This is a genomic window from Enterobacter sp. 4974935 (genome assembly GCF_058661735.1).
This window is the reverse complement of the sequence record NZ_JBZWGT010000003.1, coordinates 4,069,735-4,091,995: the sequence shown is the minus strand read 5'-3', so window position 1 is coordinate 4,091,995 and position 22,261 is coordinate 4,069,735. Positions and strand designations below refer to the sequence as shown.

Annotated in this window: 12 protein-coding genes and 3 rRNA genes; 12 read left to right on the top strand and 3 right to left on the bottom strand. The window is 55.8% G+C overall.

The genetic code is table 11. The features are described from left to right. Window positions 1-9: 9 nt before the first annotated feature. From nfi to AC4OVS_RS20765, 4 genes are all read left to right on the top strand, one after another. Entirely contained in the window at window positions 10-681 is a 672-nt protein-coding gene (gene nfi, locus AC4OVS_RS20780; RefSeq protein WP_003862312.1) for a deoxyribonuclease V, read from the top strand. A gap of 41 nt (window positions 682-722) precedes the next feature. Then, window positions 723-1,313 carry a YjaG family protein gene (locus tag AC4OVS_RS20775; RefSeq protein WP_022646712.1) on the top strand — a complete coding sequence of 197 codons (591 nt, stop codon included), beginning with the start codon at window positions 723-725 and terminating at the stop codon, window positions 1,311-1,313. 186 nt (window positions 1,314-1,499) lie between these two features. Further along, complete coding sequence (gene hupA / locus AC4OVS_RS20770) at window positions 1,500-1,772, top strand: nucleoid-associated protein HU-alpha (protein ID WP_002445246.1); 273 nt, start codon at window positions 1,500-1,502, stop codon at window positions 1,770-1,772. A gap of 11 nt (window positions 1,773-1,783) precedes the next feature. Then, window positions 1,784-2,476 carry a DUF1481 domain-containing protein gene (locus AC4OVS_RS20765; protein ID WP_022646713.1) on the top strand — a complete coding sequence of 231 codons (693 nt, stop codon included), beginning with the start codon at window positions 1,784-1,786 and terminating at the stop codon, window positions 2,474-2,476. A gap of 49 nt (window positions 2,477-2,525) precedes the next feature. Here AC4OVS_RS20765 and purD read toward each other — a convergent pair whose 3' ends face one another. Both purD and purH read right to left on the bottom strand, forming a co-directional pair. Next, on the bottom strand, window positions 2,526-3,818 hold the full coding sequence (purD, locus tag AC4OVS_RS20760; RefSeq protein ID WP_063138231.1) for a phosphoribosylamine--glycine ligase: 1,293 nt from the start codon (window positions 3,816-3,818) through the stop codon (window positions 2,526-2,528). Window positions 3,819-3,833: 15 nt separating this feature from the next. Further along, the gene (purH, locus tag AC4OVS_RS20755; protein ID WP_491922682.1) at window positions 3,834-5,423 is read right to left on the bottom strand and encodes a bifunctional phosphoribosylaminoimidazolecarboxamide formyltransferase/IMP cyclohydrolase; all 1,590 of its coding nucleotides are present in this window, start codon (window positions 5,421-5,423) and stop codon (window positions 3,834-3,836) included. 558 nt (window positions 5,424-5,981) lie between these two features. Here purH and AC4OVS_RS20750 point away from each other — a divergent pair. The 7 genes from AC4OVS_RS20750 to aceK all read left to right on the top strand — a co-directional run bounded on the left by AC4OVS_RS20750 (window position 5,982) and on the right by aceK (window position 16,957). Continuing rightward, window positions 5,982-7,523: ribosomal RNA gene (locus AC4OVS_RS20750) — 16S ribosomal RNA — on the top strand. 198 nt (window positions 7,524-7,721) lie between these two features. Next, window positions 7,722-10,626, top strand: a 23S ribosomal RNA gene (locus AC4OVS_RS20745). Window positions 10,627-10,695: 69 nt separating this feature from the next. Then, window positions 10,696-10,811 (top strand): 5S ribosomal RNA (gene rrf / locus AC4OVS_RS20740). Together the 16S, 23S and 5S rRNA genes form the textbook arrangement of a ribosomal RNA operon. A 218-nt stretch (window positions 10,812-11,029) precedes the next feature. Continuing rightward, a complete protein-coding gene (metA, locus tag AC4OVS_RS20735) occupies window positions 11,030-11,959 on the top strand; it encodes a homoserine O-acetyltransferase MetA (RefSeq protein WP_022646716.1) in 930 nt (309 codons plus the stop codon). A 270-nt stretch (window positions 11,960-12,229) separates the two neighbouring features. Next, entirely contained in the window at window positions 12,230-13,831 is a 1,602-nt protein-coding gene (gene aceB, locus AC4OVS_RS20730) for a malate synthase A (RefSeq protein WP_023299079.1), read from the top strand. Between the two features lie 31 nt (window positions 13,832-13,862). Beyond that, complete coding sequence (aceA, locus tag AC4OVS_RS20725) at window positions 13,863-15,167, top strand: isocitrate lyase (RefSeq protein ID WP_023299080.1); 1,305 nt, start codon at window positions 13,863-13,865, stop codon at window positions 15,165-15,167. Window positions 15,168-15,217: 50 nt separating this feature from the next. Further along, window positions 15,218-16,957: a bifunctional isocitrate dehydrogenase kinase/phosphatase gene (gene aceK, locus AC4OVS_RS20720; protein WP_063150928.1), complete on the top strand. Its 1,740-nt coding sequence runs from the start codon at window positions 15,218-15,220 to the stop codon at window positions 16,955-16,957. A 505-nt stretch (window positions 16,958-17,462) separates the two neighbouring features. Here aceK and iclR read toward each other — a convergent pair. Beyond that, window positions 17,463-18,290 (bottom strand): glyoxylate bypass operon transcriptional repressor IclR, encoded by an 828-nt coding sequence (gene iclR, locus AC4OVS_RS20715; RefSeq protein ID WP_022646720.1) that lies wholly within the window; start codon window positions 18,288-18,290, stop codon window positions 17,463-17,465. 193 nt (window positions 18,291-18,483) lie between these two features. On the opposite strand from iclR, the gene metH reads away from it, so the two are divergent. After that, window positions 18,484-22,167 carry a methionine synthase gene (gene metH / locus AC4OVS_RS20710; protein ID WP_023299082.1) on the top strand — a complete coding sequence of 1,228 codons (3,684 nt, stop codon included), beginning with the start codon at window positions 18,484-18,486 and terminating at the stop codon, window positions 22,165-22,167. Window positions 22,168-22,261: the final 94 nt, after the last annotated feature.

Sequence of the window (22,261 nt, the reverse complement as noted above, 5' to 3'; positions counted from 1 at the left end):
GGAGTGGTTATGGATCTCGCGTCGCTACGCGCTCAGCAAATCGAACTGGCTTCATCGGTGATCCGCGAGGATCGTCTGGATACGGACCCTCCGCGATACATTGGCGGGGCGGATGTCGGGTTTGAGCAAGGCGGTGAAGTGACGCGAGCGGCGATGGTGGTGCTGAAATACCCGTCGCTGGAGCTGGTGGAGTACAAGGTGGCGCGTATCGCCACCACCATGCCCTATATCCCCGGCTTTCTCTCCTTCCGCGAATATCCCGCGCTGCTGGCCGCGTGGGAGCAACTCTCGCAAAAACCCGATCTGCTGTTTGTGGATGGGCACGGCATCTCCCATCCGCGTCGCCTGGGCGTTGCCAGCCACTTTGGTCTGCTGGTAGACGTGCCGACCATCGGCGTGGCGAAAAAACGCCTGTGCGGCGCGTTTGAGCCGCTCTCTGCCGAACCGGGCGCGCTGGCGCCGCTTATCCATAAAGGCGAGCAGCTGGCGTGGGTCTGGCGCAGTAAAGCGCGCTGCAATCCGCTGTTTATCGCAACCGGGCATCGGGTCAGCATGGACAGCGCCCTGGCGTGGGTGCAACGCTGTATGAAGGGCTACCGCTTACCTGAGCCTACCCGCTGGGCTGACGCCGTTGCCTCTTCACGTCCGGCATTCATTCGTTGGCAGGAAATTCAGCCGTGATTCAGGTAAACTGCGGCTAATTTTCGATTCGAGACATCATCATGTTACAAAACCCGATTCATCTGCGCCTTGAGAAGCTGGAAAGCTGGCAGCACGTGACGTTTATGGCTTGCCTGTGCGAGCGCATGTACCCCAACTATGCCGCGTTCTGTAAGCAAACGGAGTTTGGCGAAGGCCAGATTTATCGACGTATTCTGGATTTGATCTGGGAGACGCTGACGGTCAAAGACGCAAAGGTAAACTTCGACTCTCAGCTTGAAAAGCTGGAAGAGGCAATTCCTGCGGCGGACGATTACGACCTGTATGGCGTCTACCCGGCTATCGATGCCTGTGTGGCGTTGAGCGAGCTGATCCACTCCCGTCTGAGCGGTGAAACCCTGGAGCACGCCATTGAAGTCAGTAAGGCATCCATCACCACCGTCGCGATGCTGGAAATGACCCAGGAAGGCCGTGAAATGACCGACGAAGAGCTGCGTGCTAACCCGGCGGTTGAACAGGAATGGGATATTCAGTGGGAAATTTTCCGTCTGCTGGCGGAGTGTGAAGAACGTGATATTGAGCTGATCAAAGGGCTGCGCGCGGACCTGCGCGAGGCCGGCGAGAGCAATATCGGTATAATTTTTAACCAATGAGACAACAAAACGTGATTTAACGCCTGTTTTGTCACTCCTCGACTCTTCCCTTTCGCCCCCCGTCTGGTCTACATTTGGGGGGCGAAAAAAAGTGGCTATCGGTGCGTGTATGCAGGAGAGTGCTTTTTTGGCATTTTCGTCGCACTCGATGCTTAGCAAGCGATAAACACATTGAAAGGATAACTTATGAACAAGACTCAACTGATTGATGTAATTGCGGACAAGGCTGATCTGTCTAAAGTGCAGGCTAAAGCTGCTCTGGAATCTACCCTGGCTGCTATTACTGAGTCTCTGAAAGAAGGCGATGCTGTACAACTGGTTGGTTTCGGTACCTTCAAAGTGAACCACCGCGCTGAGCGTACTGGCCGCAACCCGCAGACCGGTAAAGAAATCAAAATCGCCGCAGCTAACGTGCCGGCATTTGTTTCTGGTAAAGCACTGAAAGACGCAGTTAAGTAAGACGCGTGGCAGTGAACAGTTTTAACGAAGGGGCGGCAACGCCCCTTTTGTCATTCTGGCGTGGACCGCTCGCGCTGGCAGGCGTACTGTTGCTGTCTGCCTGTAGTCATGATTCCTCACTCCCCCCGTTTACCGCCAGCGGCTACGCTGACAACCAGGGTGCGGTCAGGATCTGGCGCAAAGATTCCAGCGATGAAGTGCATATGCTTACCGCGTTCAGTCCGTGGCATAACGGCAATACCTCGACCGCAGAATACCGCTGGCAGGGCGATGCGCTGTCGCTCATTGAACTGAATATCTACAGTAAGACTCCCGAACACGTGAAGGTGCGTTTTGACGACCACGGCGAGCTGAGCTTTATGCAGCATGAGGTCAGTGGACTGAAACAGCAGCTTTCCAGCGATCAGGTCGCCCTCTACCGCTACCGTGCTGAACAACTTCGCCAGACCAGCGATGCGCTGCGTCAGGGCCGCGTGGTGCTGCGCCAGGGGCGCTGGCATGCCGACGGCACGGTGACCACCTGCGAAGGGCAGACAGTGAAGCCTGAGCTTGAATCCTGGGCAACCGAACACATTCAGCGTCGTCAGCGGCATTCATCTGTGGAGGTGAGTGTGGCATGGCTGGAAGCGCCGGAAGGCTCTCAGCTGTTGCTGGTGGCGAACGAAGATTTCTGCACCTGGCAGCCGACAGAAAAGAGTTTTTGAGTTAAGTCCCCTCTCCCTTGAGGGAGAGGGTTAGGGTGAGGGTGTGAAATTACTCTCCCTGCTCCCGCGCAATGGCACGATAGCCGATATCCTGGCGGCTGAAGCTGCCGTTCCAGTGAATATCCGCCATCAACGCATAGGCGCGCTTCTGCGCCTCTGCCACGGTATGACCCAGCGCGGTCGCACACAGCACGCGTCCACCATTAGTGAGCACGCGGTCATCGTCAGAGAGCTTTGTACCGGCGTGGAACACCTTCGCACCGTCAATCTCTTCCAGCGGCAGGCCGTGGATCTCATCCCCGGTGTTGTAGCTACCCGGATACCCACCCGCAGCAATCACCACACCTAAAGAGGCACGCTCGTCCCACTCGGAAGTTTTCTCATTCAGCTTGCCTTCGCACGCCGCCAGACACAGATCAACCAGATCGGACTTCATGCGCAGCATGATCGGCTGAGTTTCCGGATCGCCGAAGCGGCAGTTGAATTCAATCACCTTCGGGTTACCCTGCTTGTCGATCATCAGGCCTGCGTAGAGGAAACCGGTGTAGGTATTGCCTTCCGCCGCCATCCCTTTTACGGTTGGCCAGATGATGCGGTCCATGGTGCGCTGGTGTACTTCGTCAGTGACCACCGGAGCAGGGGAGTAAGCACCCATCCCGCCGGTGTTTGGACCCGTGTCGGCATTGCCTACGCGCTTGTGATCCTGGCTGGTGGCCATCGGCAGAACGTGCTCGCCGTCGACCATCACGATAAAGCTCGCCTCTTCGCCGTCGAGGAACTCTTCAATCACGATGCGATGACCCGCATCGCCAAAGGCGTTGCCGGCCAGCATATCGTGAACGGCGGCTTCGGCTTCTTCAAGGGTCATCGCCACGATCACGCCTTTCCCGGCGGCCAGGCCGTCGGCCTTAATGACAATCGGTGCGCCTTTTTCGCGCAGGTAAGCCAGAGCAGGCTCTACCTCGGTGAAGTTCTGATATTCCGCCGTCGGGATGTTATGACGCGCGAGGAAATCTTTGGTGAAGGCTTTTGAACCTTCCAGCTGTGCGGCACCTTCCGTTGGGCCGAAAATTTTCAGGCCCGCGGCGCGGAAGGCATCTACAACGCCGATCACCAGCGGCGCTTCCGGGCCCACAATCGTCAGATCGATATTCTCGTTCCGGGCAAAGCTCAGCAGCGCCGGGATATCGGTTACGCCGATGGCGACGTTCTGTAGCGCGGGCTCCAGTGCGGTACCGGCGTTACCCGGTGCCACAAAGACGGTTTCAACCTGCGGAGACTGCGCTGCTTTCCACGCCAAAGCGTGCTCGCGCCCGCCATTACCAATCACTAATACTTTCATTTTCTGCTCCGGAAATTAATGGCGGAAGTGGCGCATGTCGGTAAAGATCATTGCGATGCCATGTTCGTCGGCAGCGGCAATCACTTCGTCATCACGGATTGAACCGCCAGGCTGGATCACACAGGTGATGCCCACAGCAGCGGCCGCATCGATACCGTCGCGGAAAGGGAAGAAGGCGTCAGAGGCCATGGCGGAACCTTTGACTTCCAGACCTTCGTCACCTGCTTTAATACCCGCGATTTTCGCAGAGTAAACGCGGCTCATCTGGCCTGCGCCTATCCCGATGGTCATGTTCTCTTTGGCGTAAACAATGGCGTTAGACTTCACGAACTTCGCCACTTTCCAGCAGAACAGCGCGTCGCGCAGCTCCTGTTCGGTCGGCTGACGTTTGGTCACCACGCGCAGGTCGGCTTCTATCACCATACCCAAATCGCGATCCTGAACCAGCAGACCGCCGTTCACGCGCTTGAAGTCCAGGCCCGGCACGCGTTCCGCCCACTGACCGCAAACCAGCACGCGCACGTTCTGTTTCGCCGCGGTGATTTTCAGCGCTTCTTCGGATGCGGATGGCGCGATGATCACTTCGACAAACTGACGGGAGATGATGGCCTGCGCGGTTTCCGCATCCAGCTCGCGGTTGAAGGCGATAATGCCGCCGAACGCGGAGGTCGGGTCGGTTTTGTAGGCGCGATCGTAGGCATCCATAATGGAGGTGCTTACTGCGACGCCGCATGGGTTGGCGTGCTTGACGATAACGCAGGCCGGCTCGCTGAACTCTTTCACGCATTCCAGCGCGGCGTCGGTATCGGCAATGTTGTTATAAGAGAGGGCTTTGCCCTGTACCTGCTGAGCAGTCGCAACAGAGGCTTCTTTCACCTCTTCTTCTATATAGAAGGCTGCCTGCTGGTGGCTGTTCTCGCCGTAGCGCATATCCTGCTTCTTAATGAAGTTCAGGTTCAGGGTGCGCGGGAAGCGACCAGATGGATCTTTGCTTTCACCGTGGTAGGCAGGAACCAGGCTACCGAAGTAGTTGGCGATCATGCTGTCGTACGCGGCGGTGTGTTCGAAGGCTTTGATGGCGAGGTCGAAACGCGTATCAAGCGTCAGGGACCCTTCGTTGGCGTCCATCTCATTAATAATGGCGCTGTAGTCGCTGCTCTTCACTACGATGGCCACATCTTTATGGTTCTTGGCTGCGGAGCGCACCATGGTCGGGCCGCCGATATCAATGTTCTCTACGGCATCTTCCAGAGAACAGCCTTCGCGGGCGACGGTCTGGGCGAAGGGATAGAGGTTTACGACAACCATGTCGATGGGGGCAATATTGTGCTGCTCCATAATGCCGTCGTCCTGACCGCGACGACCCAGAATGCCGCCGTGCACTTTCGGGTGCAGGGTTTTGACGCGTCCATCCATCATTTCCGGGAAACCGGTGTAGTCGGACACTTCGGTTACCGGCAGACCTTTCTCTGCTAACAGGCGAGCGGTACCGCCTGTAGAAAGCAGCTCCACACCGCGTGCGGAAAGTGCCTGAGCGAATTCGATGATACCGGCTTTATCAGAAACACTGAGCAGAGCGCGGCGGACTGGACGACGTTGTTGCATGGTAAATCCCCTGGATTTCACGATTACAGAGAGCGTTAGATGAATTTTCCAGCGAAAAACTCATCTAACACACCTGACGAGGCCTCCTTGTTAAGCGCGAGCATTTTAACGAAAACGTTTGCGCAACGCTCGCATATTTTCACTTTTTCGAAGCGCTGTGGATAACTCTGTGCGTAAAAGGGTATAAGGCGGGGTTTTGCTGGGGAATGCAGCAGTCAGTCATTTTTCTGTCATTTAGCGGTTGCGGCCTGCGGAGAACTCCCTATAATGCGCCTCCATCGACACGGCGGATGTGAATCACTTCACAGACTACCCGGTCGGTTGAAGAGAAAAAATCCTGAAATAACGGGTTGACTCTGAAAGAGGAAAGCGTAATATACGCCACCTCGCGACAGAGCGCTGAAGCGCGTCGCAACTGCTCTTTAACAATTTATCAGACAATCTGTGTGGGCACTCAAAGTGACATGGATTCTTAACGTCCTCGGACGAAAAATGAATACCAAGTCTCTGAGTGAACACGTAATTCATTACGAAGTTTAATTCACGAGCATCAAACTTAAATTGAAGAGTTTGATCATGGCTCAGATTGAACGCTGGCGGCAGGCCTAACACATGCAAGTCGAACGGTAACAGGAAGCAGCTTGCTGCTTCGCTGACGAGTGGCGGACGGGTGAGTAATGTCTGGGAAACTGCCTGATGGAGGGGGATAACTACTGGAAACGGTAGCTAATACCGCATAACGTCGCAAGACCAAAGAGGGGGACCTTCGGGCCTCTTGCCATCGGATGTGCCCAGATGGGATTAGCTAGTAGGTGGGGTAACGGCTCACCTAGGCGACGATCCCTAGCTGGTCTGAGAGGATGACCAGCCACACTGGAACTGAGACACGGTCCAGACTCCTACGGGAGGCAGCAGTGGGGAATATTGCACAATGGGCGCAAGCCTGATGCAGCCATGCCGCGTGTATGAAGAAGGCCTTCGGGTTGTAAAGTACTTTCAGCGGGGAGGAAGGCGACAGGGTTAATAACCCTGTCGATTGACGTTACCCGCAGAAGAAGCACCGGCTAACTCCGTGCCAGCAGCCGCGGTAATACGGAGGGTGCAAGCGTTAATCGGAATTACTGGGCGTAAAGCGCACGCAGGCGGTCTGTCAAGTCGGATGTGAAATCCCCGGGCTCAACCTGGGAACTGCATTCGAAACTGGCAGGCTAGAGTCTTGTAGAGGGGGGTAGAATTCCAGGTGTAGCGGTGAAATGCGTAGAGATCTGGAGGAATACCGGTGGCGAAGGCGGCCCCCTGGACAAAGACTGACGCTCAGGTGCGAAAGCGTGGGGAGCAAACAGGATTAGATACCCTGGTAGTCCACGCCGTAAACGATGTCGACTTGGAGGTTGTGCCCTTGAGGCGTGGCTTCCGGAGCTAACGCGTTAAGTCGACCGCCTGGGGAGTACGGCCGCAAGGTTAAAACTCAAATGAATTGACGGGGGCCCGCACAAGCGGTGGAGCATGTGGTTTAATTCGATGCAACGCGAAGAACCTTACCTACTCTTGACATCCAGAGAACTTTCCAGAGATGGATTGGTGCCTTCGGGAACTCTGAGACAGGTGCTGCATGGCTGTCGTCAGCTCGTGTTGTGAAATGTTGGGTTAAGTCCCGCAACGAGCGCAACCCTTATCCTTTGTTGCCAGCGGTCCGGCCGGGAACTCAAAGGAGACTGCCAGTGATAAACTGGAGGAAGGTGGGGATGACGTCAAGTCATCATGGCCCTTACGAGTAGGGCTACACACGTGCTACAATGGCGCATACAAAGAGAAGCGACCTCGCGAGAGCAAGCGGACCTCATAAAGTGCGTCGTAGTCCGGATTGGAGTCTGCAACTCGACTCCATGAAGTCGGAATCGCTAGTAATCGTGGATCAGAATGCCACGGTGAATACGTTCCCGGGCCTTGTACACACCGCCCGTCACACCATGGGAGTGGGTTGCAAAAGAAGTAGGTAGCTTAACCTTCGGGAGGGCGCTTACCACTTTGTGATTCATGACTGGGGTGAAGTCGTAACAAGGTAACCGTAGGGGAACCTGCGGTTGGATCACCTCCTTACCTTAAAGAACCTGCCTTTGTAGTGCTCACACAGATTGTCTGATGAATGATGAACTTCTGAATGTACTTTCGAGTGCATTAAGAAGTTTTGCTCTTTAAAAATCTGGATCAAGCTGAAAATTGAAACGACACACAGCTCATGTGTGTTCGAGTCTCTCAAATTTTCGCAATCGGAAGTGAAACATCTTCGGGTTGTGAGGTTAAGCGACTAAGCGTACACGGTGGATGCCCTGGCAGTCAGAGGCGATGAAGGACGTGCTAATCTGCGAAAAGCGCCGGCGAGGTGATATGAACCTTTGACCCGGCGATGTCCGAATGGGGAAACCCAGTGCAATCCGTTGCACTATCGTTAACTGAATACATAGGTTAACGAGGCGAACCGGGGGAACTGAAACATCTAAGTACCCCGAGGAAAAGAAATCAACCGAGATTCCCCCAGTAGCGGCGAGCGAACGGGGAGCAGCCCGGAGTCTGAATCAGCTTGTGTGTTAGTGGAACGGTCTGGAAAGTCCGACGGTACAGGGTGATAGTCCCGTACACGAAAGCACACTTGCTGTGAACTCGAAGAGTAGGGCGGGACACGTGGTATCCTGTCTGAATATGGGGGGACCATCCTCCAAGGCTAAATACTCCTGACTGACCGATAGTGAACCAGTACCGTGAGGGAAAGGCGAAAAGAACCCCGGCGAGGGGAGTGAAAAAGAACCTGAAACCGTGTACGTACAAGCAGTGGGAGCCTCTTTATGGGGTGACTGCGTACCTTTTGTATAATGGGTCAGCGACTTATATTCTGTAGCAAGGTTAACCGTATAGGGGAGCCGAAGGGAAACCGAGTCTTAACTGGGCGTTAAGTTGCAGGGTATAGACCCGAAACCCGGTGATCTAGCCATGGGCAGGTTGAAGGTTGGGTAACACTAACTGGAGGACCGAACCGACTAATGTTGAAAAATTAGCGGATGACCTGTGGCTGGGGGTGAAAGGCCAATCAAACCGGGAGATAGCTGGTTCTCCCCGAAAGCTATTTAGGTAGCGCCTCGTGAATTCATCTTCGGGGGTAGAGCACTGTTTCGGCTAGGGGGCCATCCCGGCTTACCAACCCGATGCAAACTACGAATACCGAAGAATGTTATCACGGGAGACACACGGCGGGTGCTAACGTCCGTCGTGAAGAGGGAAACAACCCAGACCGCCAGCTAAGGTCCCAAAGTCATGGTTAAGTGGGAAACGATGTGGGAAGGCACAGACAGCCAGGATGTTGGCTTAGAAGCAGCCATCATTTAAAGAAAGCGTAATAGCTCACTGGTCGAGTCGGCCTGCGCGGAAGATGTAACGGGGCTAAACCATGCACCGAAGCTGCGGCAGCGACACTATGTGTTGTTGGGTAGGGGAGCGTTCTGTAAGCCGTTGAAGGTGTCCTGTGAGGGGTGCTGGAGGTATCAGAAGTGCGAATGCTGACATAAGTAACGATAAAGCGGGTGAAAAGCCCGCTCGCCGGAAGACCAAGGGTTCCTGTCCAACGTTAATCGGGGCAGGGTGAGTCGACCCCTAAGGCGAGGCCGAAAGGCGTAGTCGATGGGAAACAGGTTAATATTCCTGTACTTGGTGTTACTGCGAAGGGGGGACGGAGAAGGCTATGTCAGCCGGGCGACGGTTGTCCCGGTTTAAGCATGTAGGCGGAGGTTCCAGGTAAATCCGGTACCTTGTTAACGCTGAGGTGTGATGACGAGGCACTACGGTGCTGAAGTGATAAATGCCCTGCTTCCAGGAAAAGCCTCTAAGCATCAGGTAACACGAAATCGTACCCCAAACCGACACAGGTGGTCAGGTAGAGAATACCAAGGCGCTTGAGAGAACTCGGGTGAAGGAACTAGGCAAAATGGTGCCGTAACTTCGGGAGAAGGCACGCTGATGTGTAGGTGAAGCCCCTGCGGGCGGAGCTGAAATCAGTCGAAGATACCAGCTGGCTGCAACTGTTTATTAAAAACACAGCACTGTGCAAACACGAAAGTGGACGTATACGGTGTGACGCCTGCCCGGTGCCGGAAGGTTAATTGATGGGGTTAGCGGCAACGCGAAGCTCTTGATCGAAGCCCCGGTAAACGGCGGCCGTAACTATAACGGTCCTAAGGTAGCGAAATTCCTTGTCGGGTAAGTTCCGACCTGCACGAATGGCGTAATGATGGCCAGGCTGTCTCCACCCGAGACTCAGTGAAATTGAACTCGCTGTGAAGATGCAGTGTACCCGCGGCAAGACGGAAAGACCCCGTGAACCTTTACTATAGCTTGACACTGAACACTGGTCCTTGATGTGTAGGATAGGTGGGAGGCTTTGAAGCGTGGACGCCAGTCTGCGTGGAGCCAACCTTGAAATACCACCCTTTAATGGCTGGTGTTCTAACGTAGACCCGTAATCCGGGTTGCGGACAGTGTCTGGTGGGTAGTTTGACTGGGGCGGTCTCCTCCCAAAGAGTAACGGAGGAGCACGAAGGTTGGCTAATCCTGGTCGGACATCAGGAGGTTAGTGCAATGGCATAAGCCAGCTTGACTGCGAGCGTGACGGCGCGAGCAGGTGCGAAAGCAGGTCATAGTGATCCGGTGGTTCTGAATGGAAGGGCCATCGCTCAACGGATAAAAGGTACTCCGGGGATAACAGGCTGATACCGCCCAAGAGTTCATATCGACGGCGGTGTTTGGCACCTCGATGTCGGCTCATCACATCCTGGGGCTGAAGTAGGTCCCAAGGGTATGGCTGTTCGCCATTTAAAGTGGTACGCGAGCTGGGTTTAGAACGTCGTGAGACAGTTCGGTCCCTATCTGCCGTGGGCGCTGGAGAATTGAGGGGGGCTGCTCCTAGTACGAGAGGACCGGAGTGGACGCATCACTGGTGTTCGGGTTGTCATGCCAATGGCACTGCCCGGTAGCTAAATGCGGAAAAGATAAGTGCTGAAAGCATCTAAGCACGAAACTTGCCCCGAGATGAGTTCTCCCTGAGACCTTGAGTCTCCTGAAGGAACGTTGAAGACGACGACGTTGATAGGTCGGGTGTGTAAGCGCAGCGATGCGTTGAGCTAACCGATACTAATGAACCGTGAGGCTTAACCTTACAACGCCGAAGCTGTTTTGGCGAAGAGACAGACACGATTTTCAGCCTGATACAGATTAACAGAATTTGCCTGGCGGCTTTAGCGCGGTGGTCCCACCTGACCCCATGCCGAACTCAGAAGTGAAACGCCGTAGCGCCGATGGTAGTGTGGGGTCTCCCCATGTGAGAGTAGGGAACTGCCAGGCATCAATCAGAAAGAACCCCGTACCGGAAGGTGCGGGGTTTTTTGCTTTGTGCGTTCTGAAAAGTCGGGTGGTGGCCCCACCTTACCCGCCCTACATGCTTTCCCTCCTTGAAACTTTCTCACCTTTCGCTTGCAGACTCGACATTAAGCCCGTTTCTGGGTATCGTTAGCTGTCTGGATGTCTAAACGTTTATACGTATGCTGTGAGGATTTAAGGTTATGCCGATTCGGGTGCAGGACGAGCTACCAGCCGTCAATTTCTTGCGTGAAGAGAATGTCTTCGTCATGACGGCTTCGCGTGCGACAGGTCAGGAAATTCGCCCGCTGAAGGTGCTTATTCTCAATCTGATGCCAAAAAAGATCGAAACGGAGAACCAGTTCCTGCGTTTGCTCTCCAACTCTCCGCTTCAGGTTGATATCCAGCTGCTGCGCATTGACGCCCGTGAGTCACGCAACACGCCTGCTGAGCATCTGAATAACTTCTACTGTAATTTTGAAGATATTCGCGATGAGAATTTCGATGGACTGATCGTCACCGGCGCACCGCTGGGTCTGGTGGAATTTAATGACGTTGCCTACTGGCCACAAATCAGGCAGGTGCTGGAGTGGGCAAAAGATCACGTCACGTCCACCTTATTTGTCTGTTGGGCGGTACAGGCCGCGCTGAATATCCTCTATGGCATTCCCAAGCAAACCCGCAGCGACAAACTTTCTGGCGTATACGAACACCACATTCTTCACCCGCATGCGCTGCTGACGCGTGGTTTCGATGACACTTTCCTGGCTCCGCATTCTCGCTACGCCGATTTTCCGGCACAGCTGATCCGCGATTACACCGACCTGGAAATCCTGGCCGAAACGGAAGACGGCGATGCCTACCTGTTCGCCAGTAAAGACAAACGCATCGCGTTCGTTACCGGCCATCCTGAGTACGATCCGCATACCCTCGCGTCAGAGTATTTTCGTGACGTTGAAGCGGGTCTGAATCCGGATGTCCCGTACAACTATTTCCCGAAAAACGATCCGCAAAACACGCCTCGGGCAACCTGGCGTAGTCACGGAAATCTGCTGTTCACTAACTGGCTCAACTATTATGTCTACCAGATTACGCCGTACGATCTGCGCCACATGAATCCGACGCTGGAGTAATCGTCTGCATTAAACGATCCTAAAGCGTTTCAGCTATTCACATTAGGCACCTTCGGGTGCCTTTTTTATTTCCGAAAACCAACTCAACATCGTGAAAAACTTTAATCCCATATTAATCATACAGTTGTTATTGGATATGAATTAAAATGGAAATTGTTTTTGATTTTGGAAAAATTATAGATAGTCTTAATTCTGCTGAGCGAAAACTACACAACGATCTTTCGCTCGCATCGGGGGCGTGATTTTGGATCTTTGATGAGGAGCAGAACGATGACTCAACAGGCAACAACGGTCGATGAACTGACCTTTACCCAGCCGAATGGTGAGCAAGAACAGCAAGTTTTGACGGCAGAAGCGGTAGAGTTTCTGACTGAACTGGTGACTCGCTTTACGCCACAGCGTAATAAACTGCTGGCGGCACGCATTCATCAACAGCAGGAGATCGATAACGGCAAGTTGCCAGGGTTTATTTCGGAAACCGCTTCCATTCGTCATGGTGAATGGAAAATTCGCGGAATCCCTGAAGATTTACAGGATCGTCGCGTAGAGATCACCGGCCCGGTAGAGCGCAAAATGGTGATTAACGCCATGAATGCCAACGTCAAAGTATTTATGGCGGACTTCGAAGATTCCCTCGCGCCGGACTGGCAGAAAGTTATCGACGGGCAGATCAACCTGCGCGACGCCGTCAACGGCACCATCAGCTATACCAACGAAGCCGGTAAAATTTACCAGCTCAAACCGAATCCGGCGGTGCTGATCTGCCGCGTACGCGGTCTGCATTTGCCTGAAAAACACGTCACCTGGCGCGGAGAAGCCATTCCGGGCAGCCTGTTCGACTTTGCGCTGTACTTCTTCCACAACCATAAGAACCTGCTGGCGAAAGGCAGCGGCCCCTATTTCTATCTGCCGAAAACCCAGTCCTGGCAGGAAGCGGCGTGGTGGAGTGAAGTCTTCAGCTACGCAGAAGACCGCTTCAGCCTGCCGCGCGGCACCATTAAGGCCACGCTGCTGATTGAAACCCTGCCAGCCGTATTCCAGATGCATGAGATCCTCCATGCGCTGCGTGACCATATTGTGGGCCTGAACTGCGGCCGCTGGGATTACATCTTCAGCTACATCAAAACCCTGAAAAACCATGCCGACCGGGTATTGCCGGATCGTCAGGTTGTGACCATGGATAAACCCTTCCTCAGCGCCTACTCGCGCCTGCTGATTAAGACCTGCCACAAACGCGGCGCCTTTGCGATGGGCGGCATGGCGGCGTTTATCCCGAGCAAAGACGCAGAGCGTAACAATCAGGTGCTCAACAAGGTGAAAGCCGATAAAGAGCTGGAAGCCCGTAACGGCCACGACGGGACGTGGATTGCCCACCCCGGTCTGGCCGACACGGCGATGGAGGTCTTCAACCGCGTACTCGGCGACAACAAAAACCAGCTGTTTGTCACCCGTGAAGACGATGCGCCAATCGCAGAAGAACAGTTGCTTGCGCCGTGTGCGGGCGAGCGTACGGAAGAGGGCATGCGCGCCAATATTCGCGTCGCCGTGCAGTACATCGAGGCATGGATCTCCGGCAACGGCTGCGTGCCGATCTACGGCCTGATGGAAGATGCCGCCACGGCGGAAATTTCACGTACCTCCATCTGGCAGTGGATCCATCATCAAAAAACGCTCAGCAACGGCAAACCGGTCACCAAAGCCCTGTTCCGTCAGATGCTGGCCGAAGAGATGCGGGTCATCCAGGACGAACTGGGCGAGCACCGCTTCAGCAGCGGGCGTTTTAATGACGCTGCGCGCCTGATGGAGCAAATCACCACCTCTGATGACTTAATCGACTTCCTGACCCTGCCGGGCTACCGCTTCCTGGCGTAATTCACCACATAACAATATGGAGCATCTGCACATGAAAACCCGTACCCAACAGATCGAAGAGTTACAAAAAGAGTGGACCCAACCGCGCTGGGAAGGCATTCGCCGTCCGTACAGCGCAGAGGAAGTGGTGAAGTTACGCGGCTCGGTTAACCCGGAGTGTACGCTGGCGCAGAACGGCGCGGCGAAAATGTGGGATCTGCTGCACGGGGGGTCTAAAAAAGGTTATATCAACAGCCTCGGCGCACTGACTGGCGGTCAGGCATTGCAGCAGGCGAAGGCCGGCATTGAAGCTATCTATCTTTCCGGCTGGCAGGTCGCGGCGGATGCTAACCTGGCCTCCAGCATGTATCCGGATCAATCTCTTTATCCGGCGAACTCGGTGCCGTCAGTGGTAGATCGGATCAACAATACCTTCCGCCGTGCGGATCAGATCCAGTGGGCGGCGGGCATTGAGCCCCACGATCCGCGCTTTACTGATTATTTCCTGCCGATCGTCGCCGATGCGGAAGCCGGTTTCGGCGGCGTGTTGAACGCCTTTGAGCTGATGAAATCGATGATTGAGGCCGGTGCAGCGGCCGTACACTTTGAAGATCAGCTGGCGTCGGTGAAGAAGTGTGGGCATATGGGCGGGAAAGTGCTGGTGCCAACTCAGGAAGCGATCCAGAAGCTGGTTGCCGCGCGTCTGGCTGCTGACGTGCTCGGCGTGCCGACGCTGGTCATTGCCCGTACCGATGCGGACGCGGCGGACCTGATCACCTCTGACTGCGACCCGTACGACAGCGAATTCATCACCGGCGAACGCACCAGCGAAGGGTTCTATCGCACGCATGCCGGTATTGAACAGGCGATCAGCCGCGGCCTGGCGTATGCCCCTTACGCCGACCTGGTCTGGTGTGAAACCTCCACGCCGGATCTGGCGCTGGCGAAGCGCTTTGCCGATGCGATTCATGCGAAATATCCGGGCAAGCTGCTGGCCTATAACTGTTCACCGTCCTTTAACTGGCAAAAAAATCTGGACGACACGACCATCGCCAGCTTCCAGCAGCAGCTGTCGGATATGGGCTACAAGTACCAGTTCATCACCCTGGCGGGTATCCACAGCATGTGGTTCAACATGTTCGACCTGGCGCATGCCTACGCACAGGGCGAAGGTATGAAGCACTATGTTGAGAAGGTACAGCAGCCAGAATTTGCGGCGGGCAAAGAGGGTTACACCTTCGTTTCGCACCAGCAGGAGGTGGGAACCGGCTACTTCGATAATGTGACCACGATTATTCAGGGCGGGACTTCCTCCGTCACGGCATTAACGGGCTCAACGGAAGAAGCACAGTTCTGATCTTTCCCCCTCTCCCCCCTCGGGGAGAGGGTTGGGGTGAGGGGGAATATATGTCGCGTGGTCTGGAATTACTGATAGCCCAAACTATTTTGCAGGGCTTCGATGCCCAGTATGGCCGCTTTCTGGAAGTCACATCCGGCGCGCAACAGCGTTTTGAGCACGCCGACTGGCATGCGGTTCAGCAGGCCATGAAGCAGCGTATCCATCTCTATGATCACCACGTAGGTCTGGTGGTGGAACAACTGCGCTGTATCACCGACGGTAAAAGCCCGGATGCGGAATTTTTACTGCGCGTGAAAGAGCATTACACCCATCTGTTACCCGACTACCCGCGCTTCGAGATTGCGGAGAGCTTTTTCAACTCCGTCTATTGCCGGTTATTTGACCACCGCTCATTATCTCCTGAGCGGTTATTTATCTTCAGCTCCCAGCCCGAGCGACGCTTCCGTACCATTCCGCGTCCGCTGGCGAAAGATTTCTTTCCCGATCGCGGCTGGGAAAAGCTCCTGAACCGCGTCTTAACGGATTTGCCGCTGCGCCTGCCGTGGCAGAATAAACCCCGGGATATCGGCTATATCCACGCGTATCTCAGTGAAACCTTCGGCGAGGCGGTGCTCAGCCGCAGCCATTTGCAGGTTGCCAACGAGCTTTTCTACCGCAATAAGGCCGCCTGGCTGGTGGGTAAACTGGTTACGCCGACAGCCATCGTGCCGTTTCTGCTGCCCATTCACCGTACCGACGACGGCGAACTGTTTGTCGATACCTGCCTGACTACCAGCGCTGAGGCGAGTATCGTATTTGGCTTCGCCCGCTCCTATTTCATGGTCTACGCCCCGCTCCCCGCCGCCCTGGTGGAGTGGCTGCGCGAGATCCTGCCGGGCAAAACCACCGCCGAGCTGTATATGGCGATTGGCTGTCAGAAGCATGCCAAAACGGAGAGTTATCGGGAATACCTGCGTTATGTCACCACGGCTGATGAGCAGTTTATCGAAGCGCCGGGTATCCGCGGCATGGTGATGCTGGTCTTCACGCTGCCGGGCTTTGATCGGGTGTTTAAGGTGATTAAGGATAAATTCGCCCCGCAGAAAGAGATGACCGCAGCCCACGTCCGTGCCTGCTATCAGCTGGTAAAAGAGCACGATCGCGTCGGGCGAATGGCCGATACCCAGGAGTTTGAAAACTTTGTGCTGGATAAGCAGCAGATCGATCCGGCGCTAATGACGCTGCTCATGCAGGAAGCGCCGACGAAAATTACCGATCTTGGCGATAAGATTGCGATCAGCCATCTCTACATTGAGCGCCGTATGGTGCCGCTAAATATCTGGCTGGAACAGTCAGAGGGCCAGGCTTTACGTGATGCCATCGAAGAGTACGGCAACGCCATCCGCCAGCTCGCCGCTGCCAATATTTTCCCCGGGGATATGCTGTTTAAAAACTTCGGCGTCACCCGTCACGGGCGGGTAGTGTTCTACGATTACGATGAAATTTGCTACATGACCGAGGTGAACTTCCGCGATATCCCGCCGCCGCGCTATCCGGAAGATGAACTGTCCAGCGAGCCGTGGTACAGCGTCTCGCCGGGCGATGTGTTTCCGGAGGAGTTTCGCCACTGGCTGTGTGCGGACCCACGCATCGGGCCGTTATTTGAAGAGATGCATGCCGATCTGTTCCGCGCCAGCTACTGGCGCGGGCTGCAAACGCGGATTAAAAACGGGCACGTGGAAGATGTCTACGCTTACCGCCGCAAGCAGCGGTTTTGCATCCGCTTTTCTCCCTCTCCCGCAGGGTAAGGGCATCATGTTTTCTCCCTCTCCCTGTGGGCTGAGGGATCCCCAGTAATTTTTTTATGCAGAAGCAATAAAGTTGCTTTCTAAATGACTGAGGGCTGTCAGCGATGCCCTGGTCCGGCTGTAAATCGCTGAGGCGTTTCCTGCAGGCCGGGGCGAGGCGCAGGGATGCGCCGAGAGGGCGGCTTTACAGGGACGTTGCCTCCGCCCGTACCCGATAAGCCGGAAGGAATAAGCCGAGGGCACCGCGAAGCGGCGATTTACCGCCGGGAGCCCGGGTCGCCAGGGTGGTGGCGACTGAGCCACCCTGGCACGTTCACCGGTCATGTCGTTACAGAGTAGCAAGGAACATAAAGTGAACGGAATGACCACCACCGCCGTATGTTCCCCTCACCCTAACCCTCTCCCCGGAGGGGCGAGGGGATTGCTCAGTGCTCGCATTAATTTGTGGGGAACCCTCAGCCCTGTGGGAGAGGGCCGGGGTGAGGGCACCAGACCGCTCTCAATCCTAGCGAATCCCACCATACGCCAGCGTCACCTCTTTCGCGGCCTTAATCACCAGCGCACCCAGCTCGGTGACGCGGTCGTCGGTCATACGTGAAATCGGCCCGGAGATGGAGATGGCGGCAAACGGCTCGCGGTGTTCGTCGAAAATACAGGACGCGAGGCAGCGCAGCCCGAGGGCATGTTCTTCGTCATCAAACGAATAGCCGCGCTTGCGGGTCAGAGCCAGATCTTCTTTCAGATGCACCGGCGACACCAGGGTGGCGTGGGTGTAGGCGTGCAGACCTTTACGGTGCAGCAGACCCGTCACCTGCTCTTCGCTAAGCTGCGAGAGAAACGCTTTCCCTGCGCCAGAGGCGTGCATCGGCAGCTTGCCGCCTATCGGCGCGGACATGCGCATCAGCTGCGTACACTGCACCTGGTCGATGATAATCGCCTGATGATCGCTCTGATCCAGCACGGCCAGGTTTACCGTCTCGCCGGACTCCTCCATCAGCTTGCGCAGAATCGGGTGGACAATCGCCAGCAGGTTGCGGCTTTGCAGGAAGCTGCTGCCGACGATAAAGGCATGCGCGCCAACCGCCCAGTGACCCAGCTCGCCCACCTGACGTACGAAGCCCAACTGCTGCATGGTGGTTAACAGGCGGTGAGTGGTGGAGTTCGGCAGTCCCGCCTGCTGCGCCAGCTCCGTCAGGGCCACGCTACCATGCGATTCGGCTATCCATTCCAGCAGCTTCAGGCCGCGCGTCAGGGATTGAACCTGTCCGCCAGGTTGTGCAGCGGTGGTTGCAGCAGGTTTTCTGCCGCGTTTAGCGGGAACGGTCGTAACCATGACGAACTCCTTTTTCTGTATCGTGGAAATCATTTTCGTTTTATTTGGTGGTTTTGCAACCGCTTTCCTGACTGATCGGAGGAGTGATAGTGAACATGTCTCATGTTACCGCTGTGTGACTTTTCGACCCTTAGAGATTATGCCAGTATGGAACGCAGCCTTTTGGCCATGTTGAACGTTGTCGGGAGCAAGTGTGAGCAGCAAAGTAGAGCAACTGCGTGCGCAGTTAAATGAACGAATTCTGGTGCTGGACGGCGGCATGGGCACCATGATCCAGGGCTATCGTCTGAGTGAAGACGATTTCCGCGGCGAGCGCTTTGCCGACTGGCCTTGTGACCTGAAAGGAAACAATGACCTGCTGGTGTTGAGCAAACCCTCTGTCATCAGGGATATCCACAACGCCTACTTCGAAGCGGGTGCGGATATTGTAGAAACCAACACCTTCAACTCGACAACCATCGCCATGGCGGATTACCAGATGGAATCCCTGTCGGCGGAGATCAACTTTGAAGCGGCGAAACTCGCCCGCGCCTGCGCCGACGAGTGGACGGCCCGCACGCCGGACAAGCCGCGCTATGTTGCCGGGGTGCTGGGCCCGACCAACCGCACCGCGTCGATTTCTCCGGACGTGAACGATCCAGCCTTCCGCAATATCACCTTTGACCAACTGGTGGCCGCGTATCGTGAGTCCACTAAAGCGCTGGTGGAAGGCGGTTCCGACCTGATCCTGATTGAAACCGTATTCGACACCCTCAACGCCAAAGCTGCAATTTACGCGGTGAAAGAGGAGTTCGAGGCGCTGGGCGTTGACCTGCCGATCATGATTTCCGGCACCATCACCGATGCCTCGGGGCGCACGCTTTCCGGCCAGACAACCGAAGCGTTTTATAACTCTCTGCGCCATGCCGAAGCGCTCTCCTTCGGCCTGAACTGCGCGCTGGGGCCGGACGAGCTGCGCCAGTACGTGCAGGAACTTTCGCGCATCGCAGAGTGCTACGTCACCGCCCACCCGAACGCCGGTCTGCCGAACGCGTTCGGTGAGTACGATCTGGATGCCGACACCATGGCGGCGCAAATCCGCGAGTGGGCCGAATCTGGCTTCCTCAACATCGTCGGCGGCTGCTGCGGCACCACGCCGGAGCATATCGCCGCCATGAGCCGCGCCGTCGCCGGGCTTGCACCGCGCAAGTTACCCGAGCTTCCGGTAGCCTGCCGTCTTTCCGGCCTTGAGCCGTTGACCATCGGCGACGACAGCCTGTTTGTGAACGTGGGTGAACGTACCAACGTGACCGGTTCCGCTAAATTCAAGCGCCTGATCAAAGAAGAGAAGTACAGCGAAGCGCTGGACGTTGCCCGCCAGCAGGTGGAGAGCGGCGCGCAGATTATCGATATCAACATGGACGAGGGGATGCTCGACGCCGAAGCGGCGATGGTGCGCTTCCTCAACCTGATTGCCGGCGAGCCGGACATCGCCCGCGTGCCGATCATGATTGACTCTTCCAAATGGGACGTCATCGAAAAGGGGCTGAAGTGCATTCAGGGCAAAGGCATCGTTAACTCCATCTCAATGAAAGAGGGCGTCGATACCTTTATCCACCACGCGAAGCTGGTGCGTCGCTACGGGGCCGCCGTGGTGGTGATGGCCTTCGATGAAGTGGGCCAGGCCGATACCCGCGAGCGCAAAATTGAGATTTGCCGCCGGGCGTACAAAATTTTGACCGAAGAGGTGGGCTTCCCGCCGGAAGACATTATTTTCGACCCGAACATCTTTGCTGTCGCAACCGGCATTGAAGAGCACAACAACTACGCCCAGGACTTTATCGGCGCGTGTGAAGACATCAAACGCGAGCTACCGCATGCGCTAATTTCCGGCGGCGTGTCGAACGTCTCGTTCTCGTTCCGCGGCAACGACCCGGTGCGTGAGGCCATCCACGCCGTGTTCCTCTACTATGCCATCCGCAACGGGATGGACATGGGGATCGTTAACGCCGGACAGCTGGCGATTTACGACGACCTGCCCGCAGAACTACGCGACGCAGTAGAAGATGTGATCCTCAACCGTCGCGACGACGCCACCGAACGCATGCTGGATCTGGCGGAAAAATACCGCGGCAGTAAAGCTGACGAATCAGCCAATGTTCAACAGGCCGAATGGCGTTCCTGGGATGTGAGAAAGCGTCTGGAATACTCGCTGGTAAAAGGCATTACTGAGTTCATTGAGCAGGATACCGAGGAAGCGCGTCAGCAGGCAGCCCGTCCGATTGAAGTGATCGAAGGGCCGCTGATGGACGGCATGAACGTGGTCGGCGATCTGTTCGGCGAGGGCAAAATGTTCCTGCCGCAGGTGGTGAAATCCGCCCGCGTCATGAAGCAGGCCGTGGCTTATCTTGAGCCGTTTATCGAAGCCAGCAAAGAGAAGGGCTCCAGTAACGGTAAGATGGTCATTGCCACCGTGAAGGGCGACGTGCACGACATTGGCAAAAACATTGTCGGCGTGGTACTGCAATGCAATAACTACGAAATTATCGATCTTGGCGTGATGGTCCCGGCGGATAAAATCCTCAGGACCGCTCGCGAAGTGAATGCGGATCTGATTGGTCTTTCCGGGCTGATTACGCCGTCGCTGGACGAAATGGTCAACGTGGCAAAAGAGATGGAGCGCCAGGGCTTCACTATTCCACTGCTGATTGGCGGGGCAACCACCTCGAAAGCCCACACCGCAGTGAAAATCGAGCAGAACTACAGTGGGCCGACGGTGTATGTCCAAAACGCCTCGCGCACCGTGGGCGTGGTCTCCGCGCTGCTGTCTGACACCCAGCGCGATGACTTTGTCGCCCGCACCCGCAAAGAGTATGAAACCGTCCGCATTCAGCATGGACGTAAGAAACCGCGCACGCCGCCGGTTTCGCTTCAGGCGGCACGCGATAACGATCTGGCGTTCGACTGGTCCAGCTATACGCCGCCGGTCGCGCACCGTCTGGGCGTGCAGGAGGTGACGGCCAGCATCGAAACGCTGCGTAACTACATCGACTGGACGCCGTTCTTCATGACCTGGTCGCTGGCGGGCAAATATCCGCGCATTCTTGAAGATGAGGTAGTAGGCGAAGAGGCGAAACGCCTGTTTAAAGATGCCAACGATATGCTCGACAGACTGAGCGCAGAGAAAGCCCTCAACCCGCGCGGCGTGGTGGGGCTGTTCCCGGCGAACCGCGTGGGCGACGATGTCGAAATTTACCGCGATGAAACCCGCACCCATGTGCTGGCCGTGAGCCACCATCTGCGCCAGCAAACCGAGAAAGTGGGCTTTGCCAACTACTGCCTGGCGGATTTCGTCGCACCGAAACTCTCCGGTAAAGCCGACTATATCGGCGCCTTTGCGGTGACCGGCGGTCTGGAAGAAGACGCGCTGGCGGACGCGTACGACGCACAGCACGATGATTACAACAAAATCATGGTGAAAGCGATCGCCGATCGCCTGGCGGAAGCCTTTGCTGAGTACCTCCACGAGCGCGTACGTAAGGTGCACTGGGGCTACGCGGCGAATGAGAATCTCAGCAACGAGGAGCTGATCCGCGAAAACTACCAGGGCATTCGTCCGGCACCCGGCTATCCGGCCTGCCCGGAACACACCGAGAAGGGCACTATCTGGAAACTGCTCGACGTGGAAGCGCATACCGGCATGAAACTTACCGAGTCGTTCGCCATGTGGCCGGGCGCGTCCGTTTCCGGCTGGTATTTCAGCCACCCGGACAGCAAGTATTTCGCCGTGGCACAGCTTCAGCGGGATCAGATTGAAGACTACGCCCTGCGAAAAGGCATGAGCGTGTCTGAGGTGGAACGCTGGCTGGCGCCGAATTTAGGCTACGACGCAGACTAACGTCACTTTTCCTTACAACAAACAGGGCACCGCTATGGTGCCTTGTCTCTTTCTTACGTTTAAACCCTTATACTGAACCTAAGGAAAATGAATA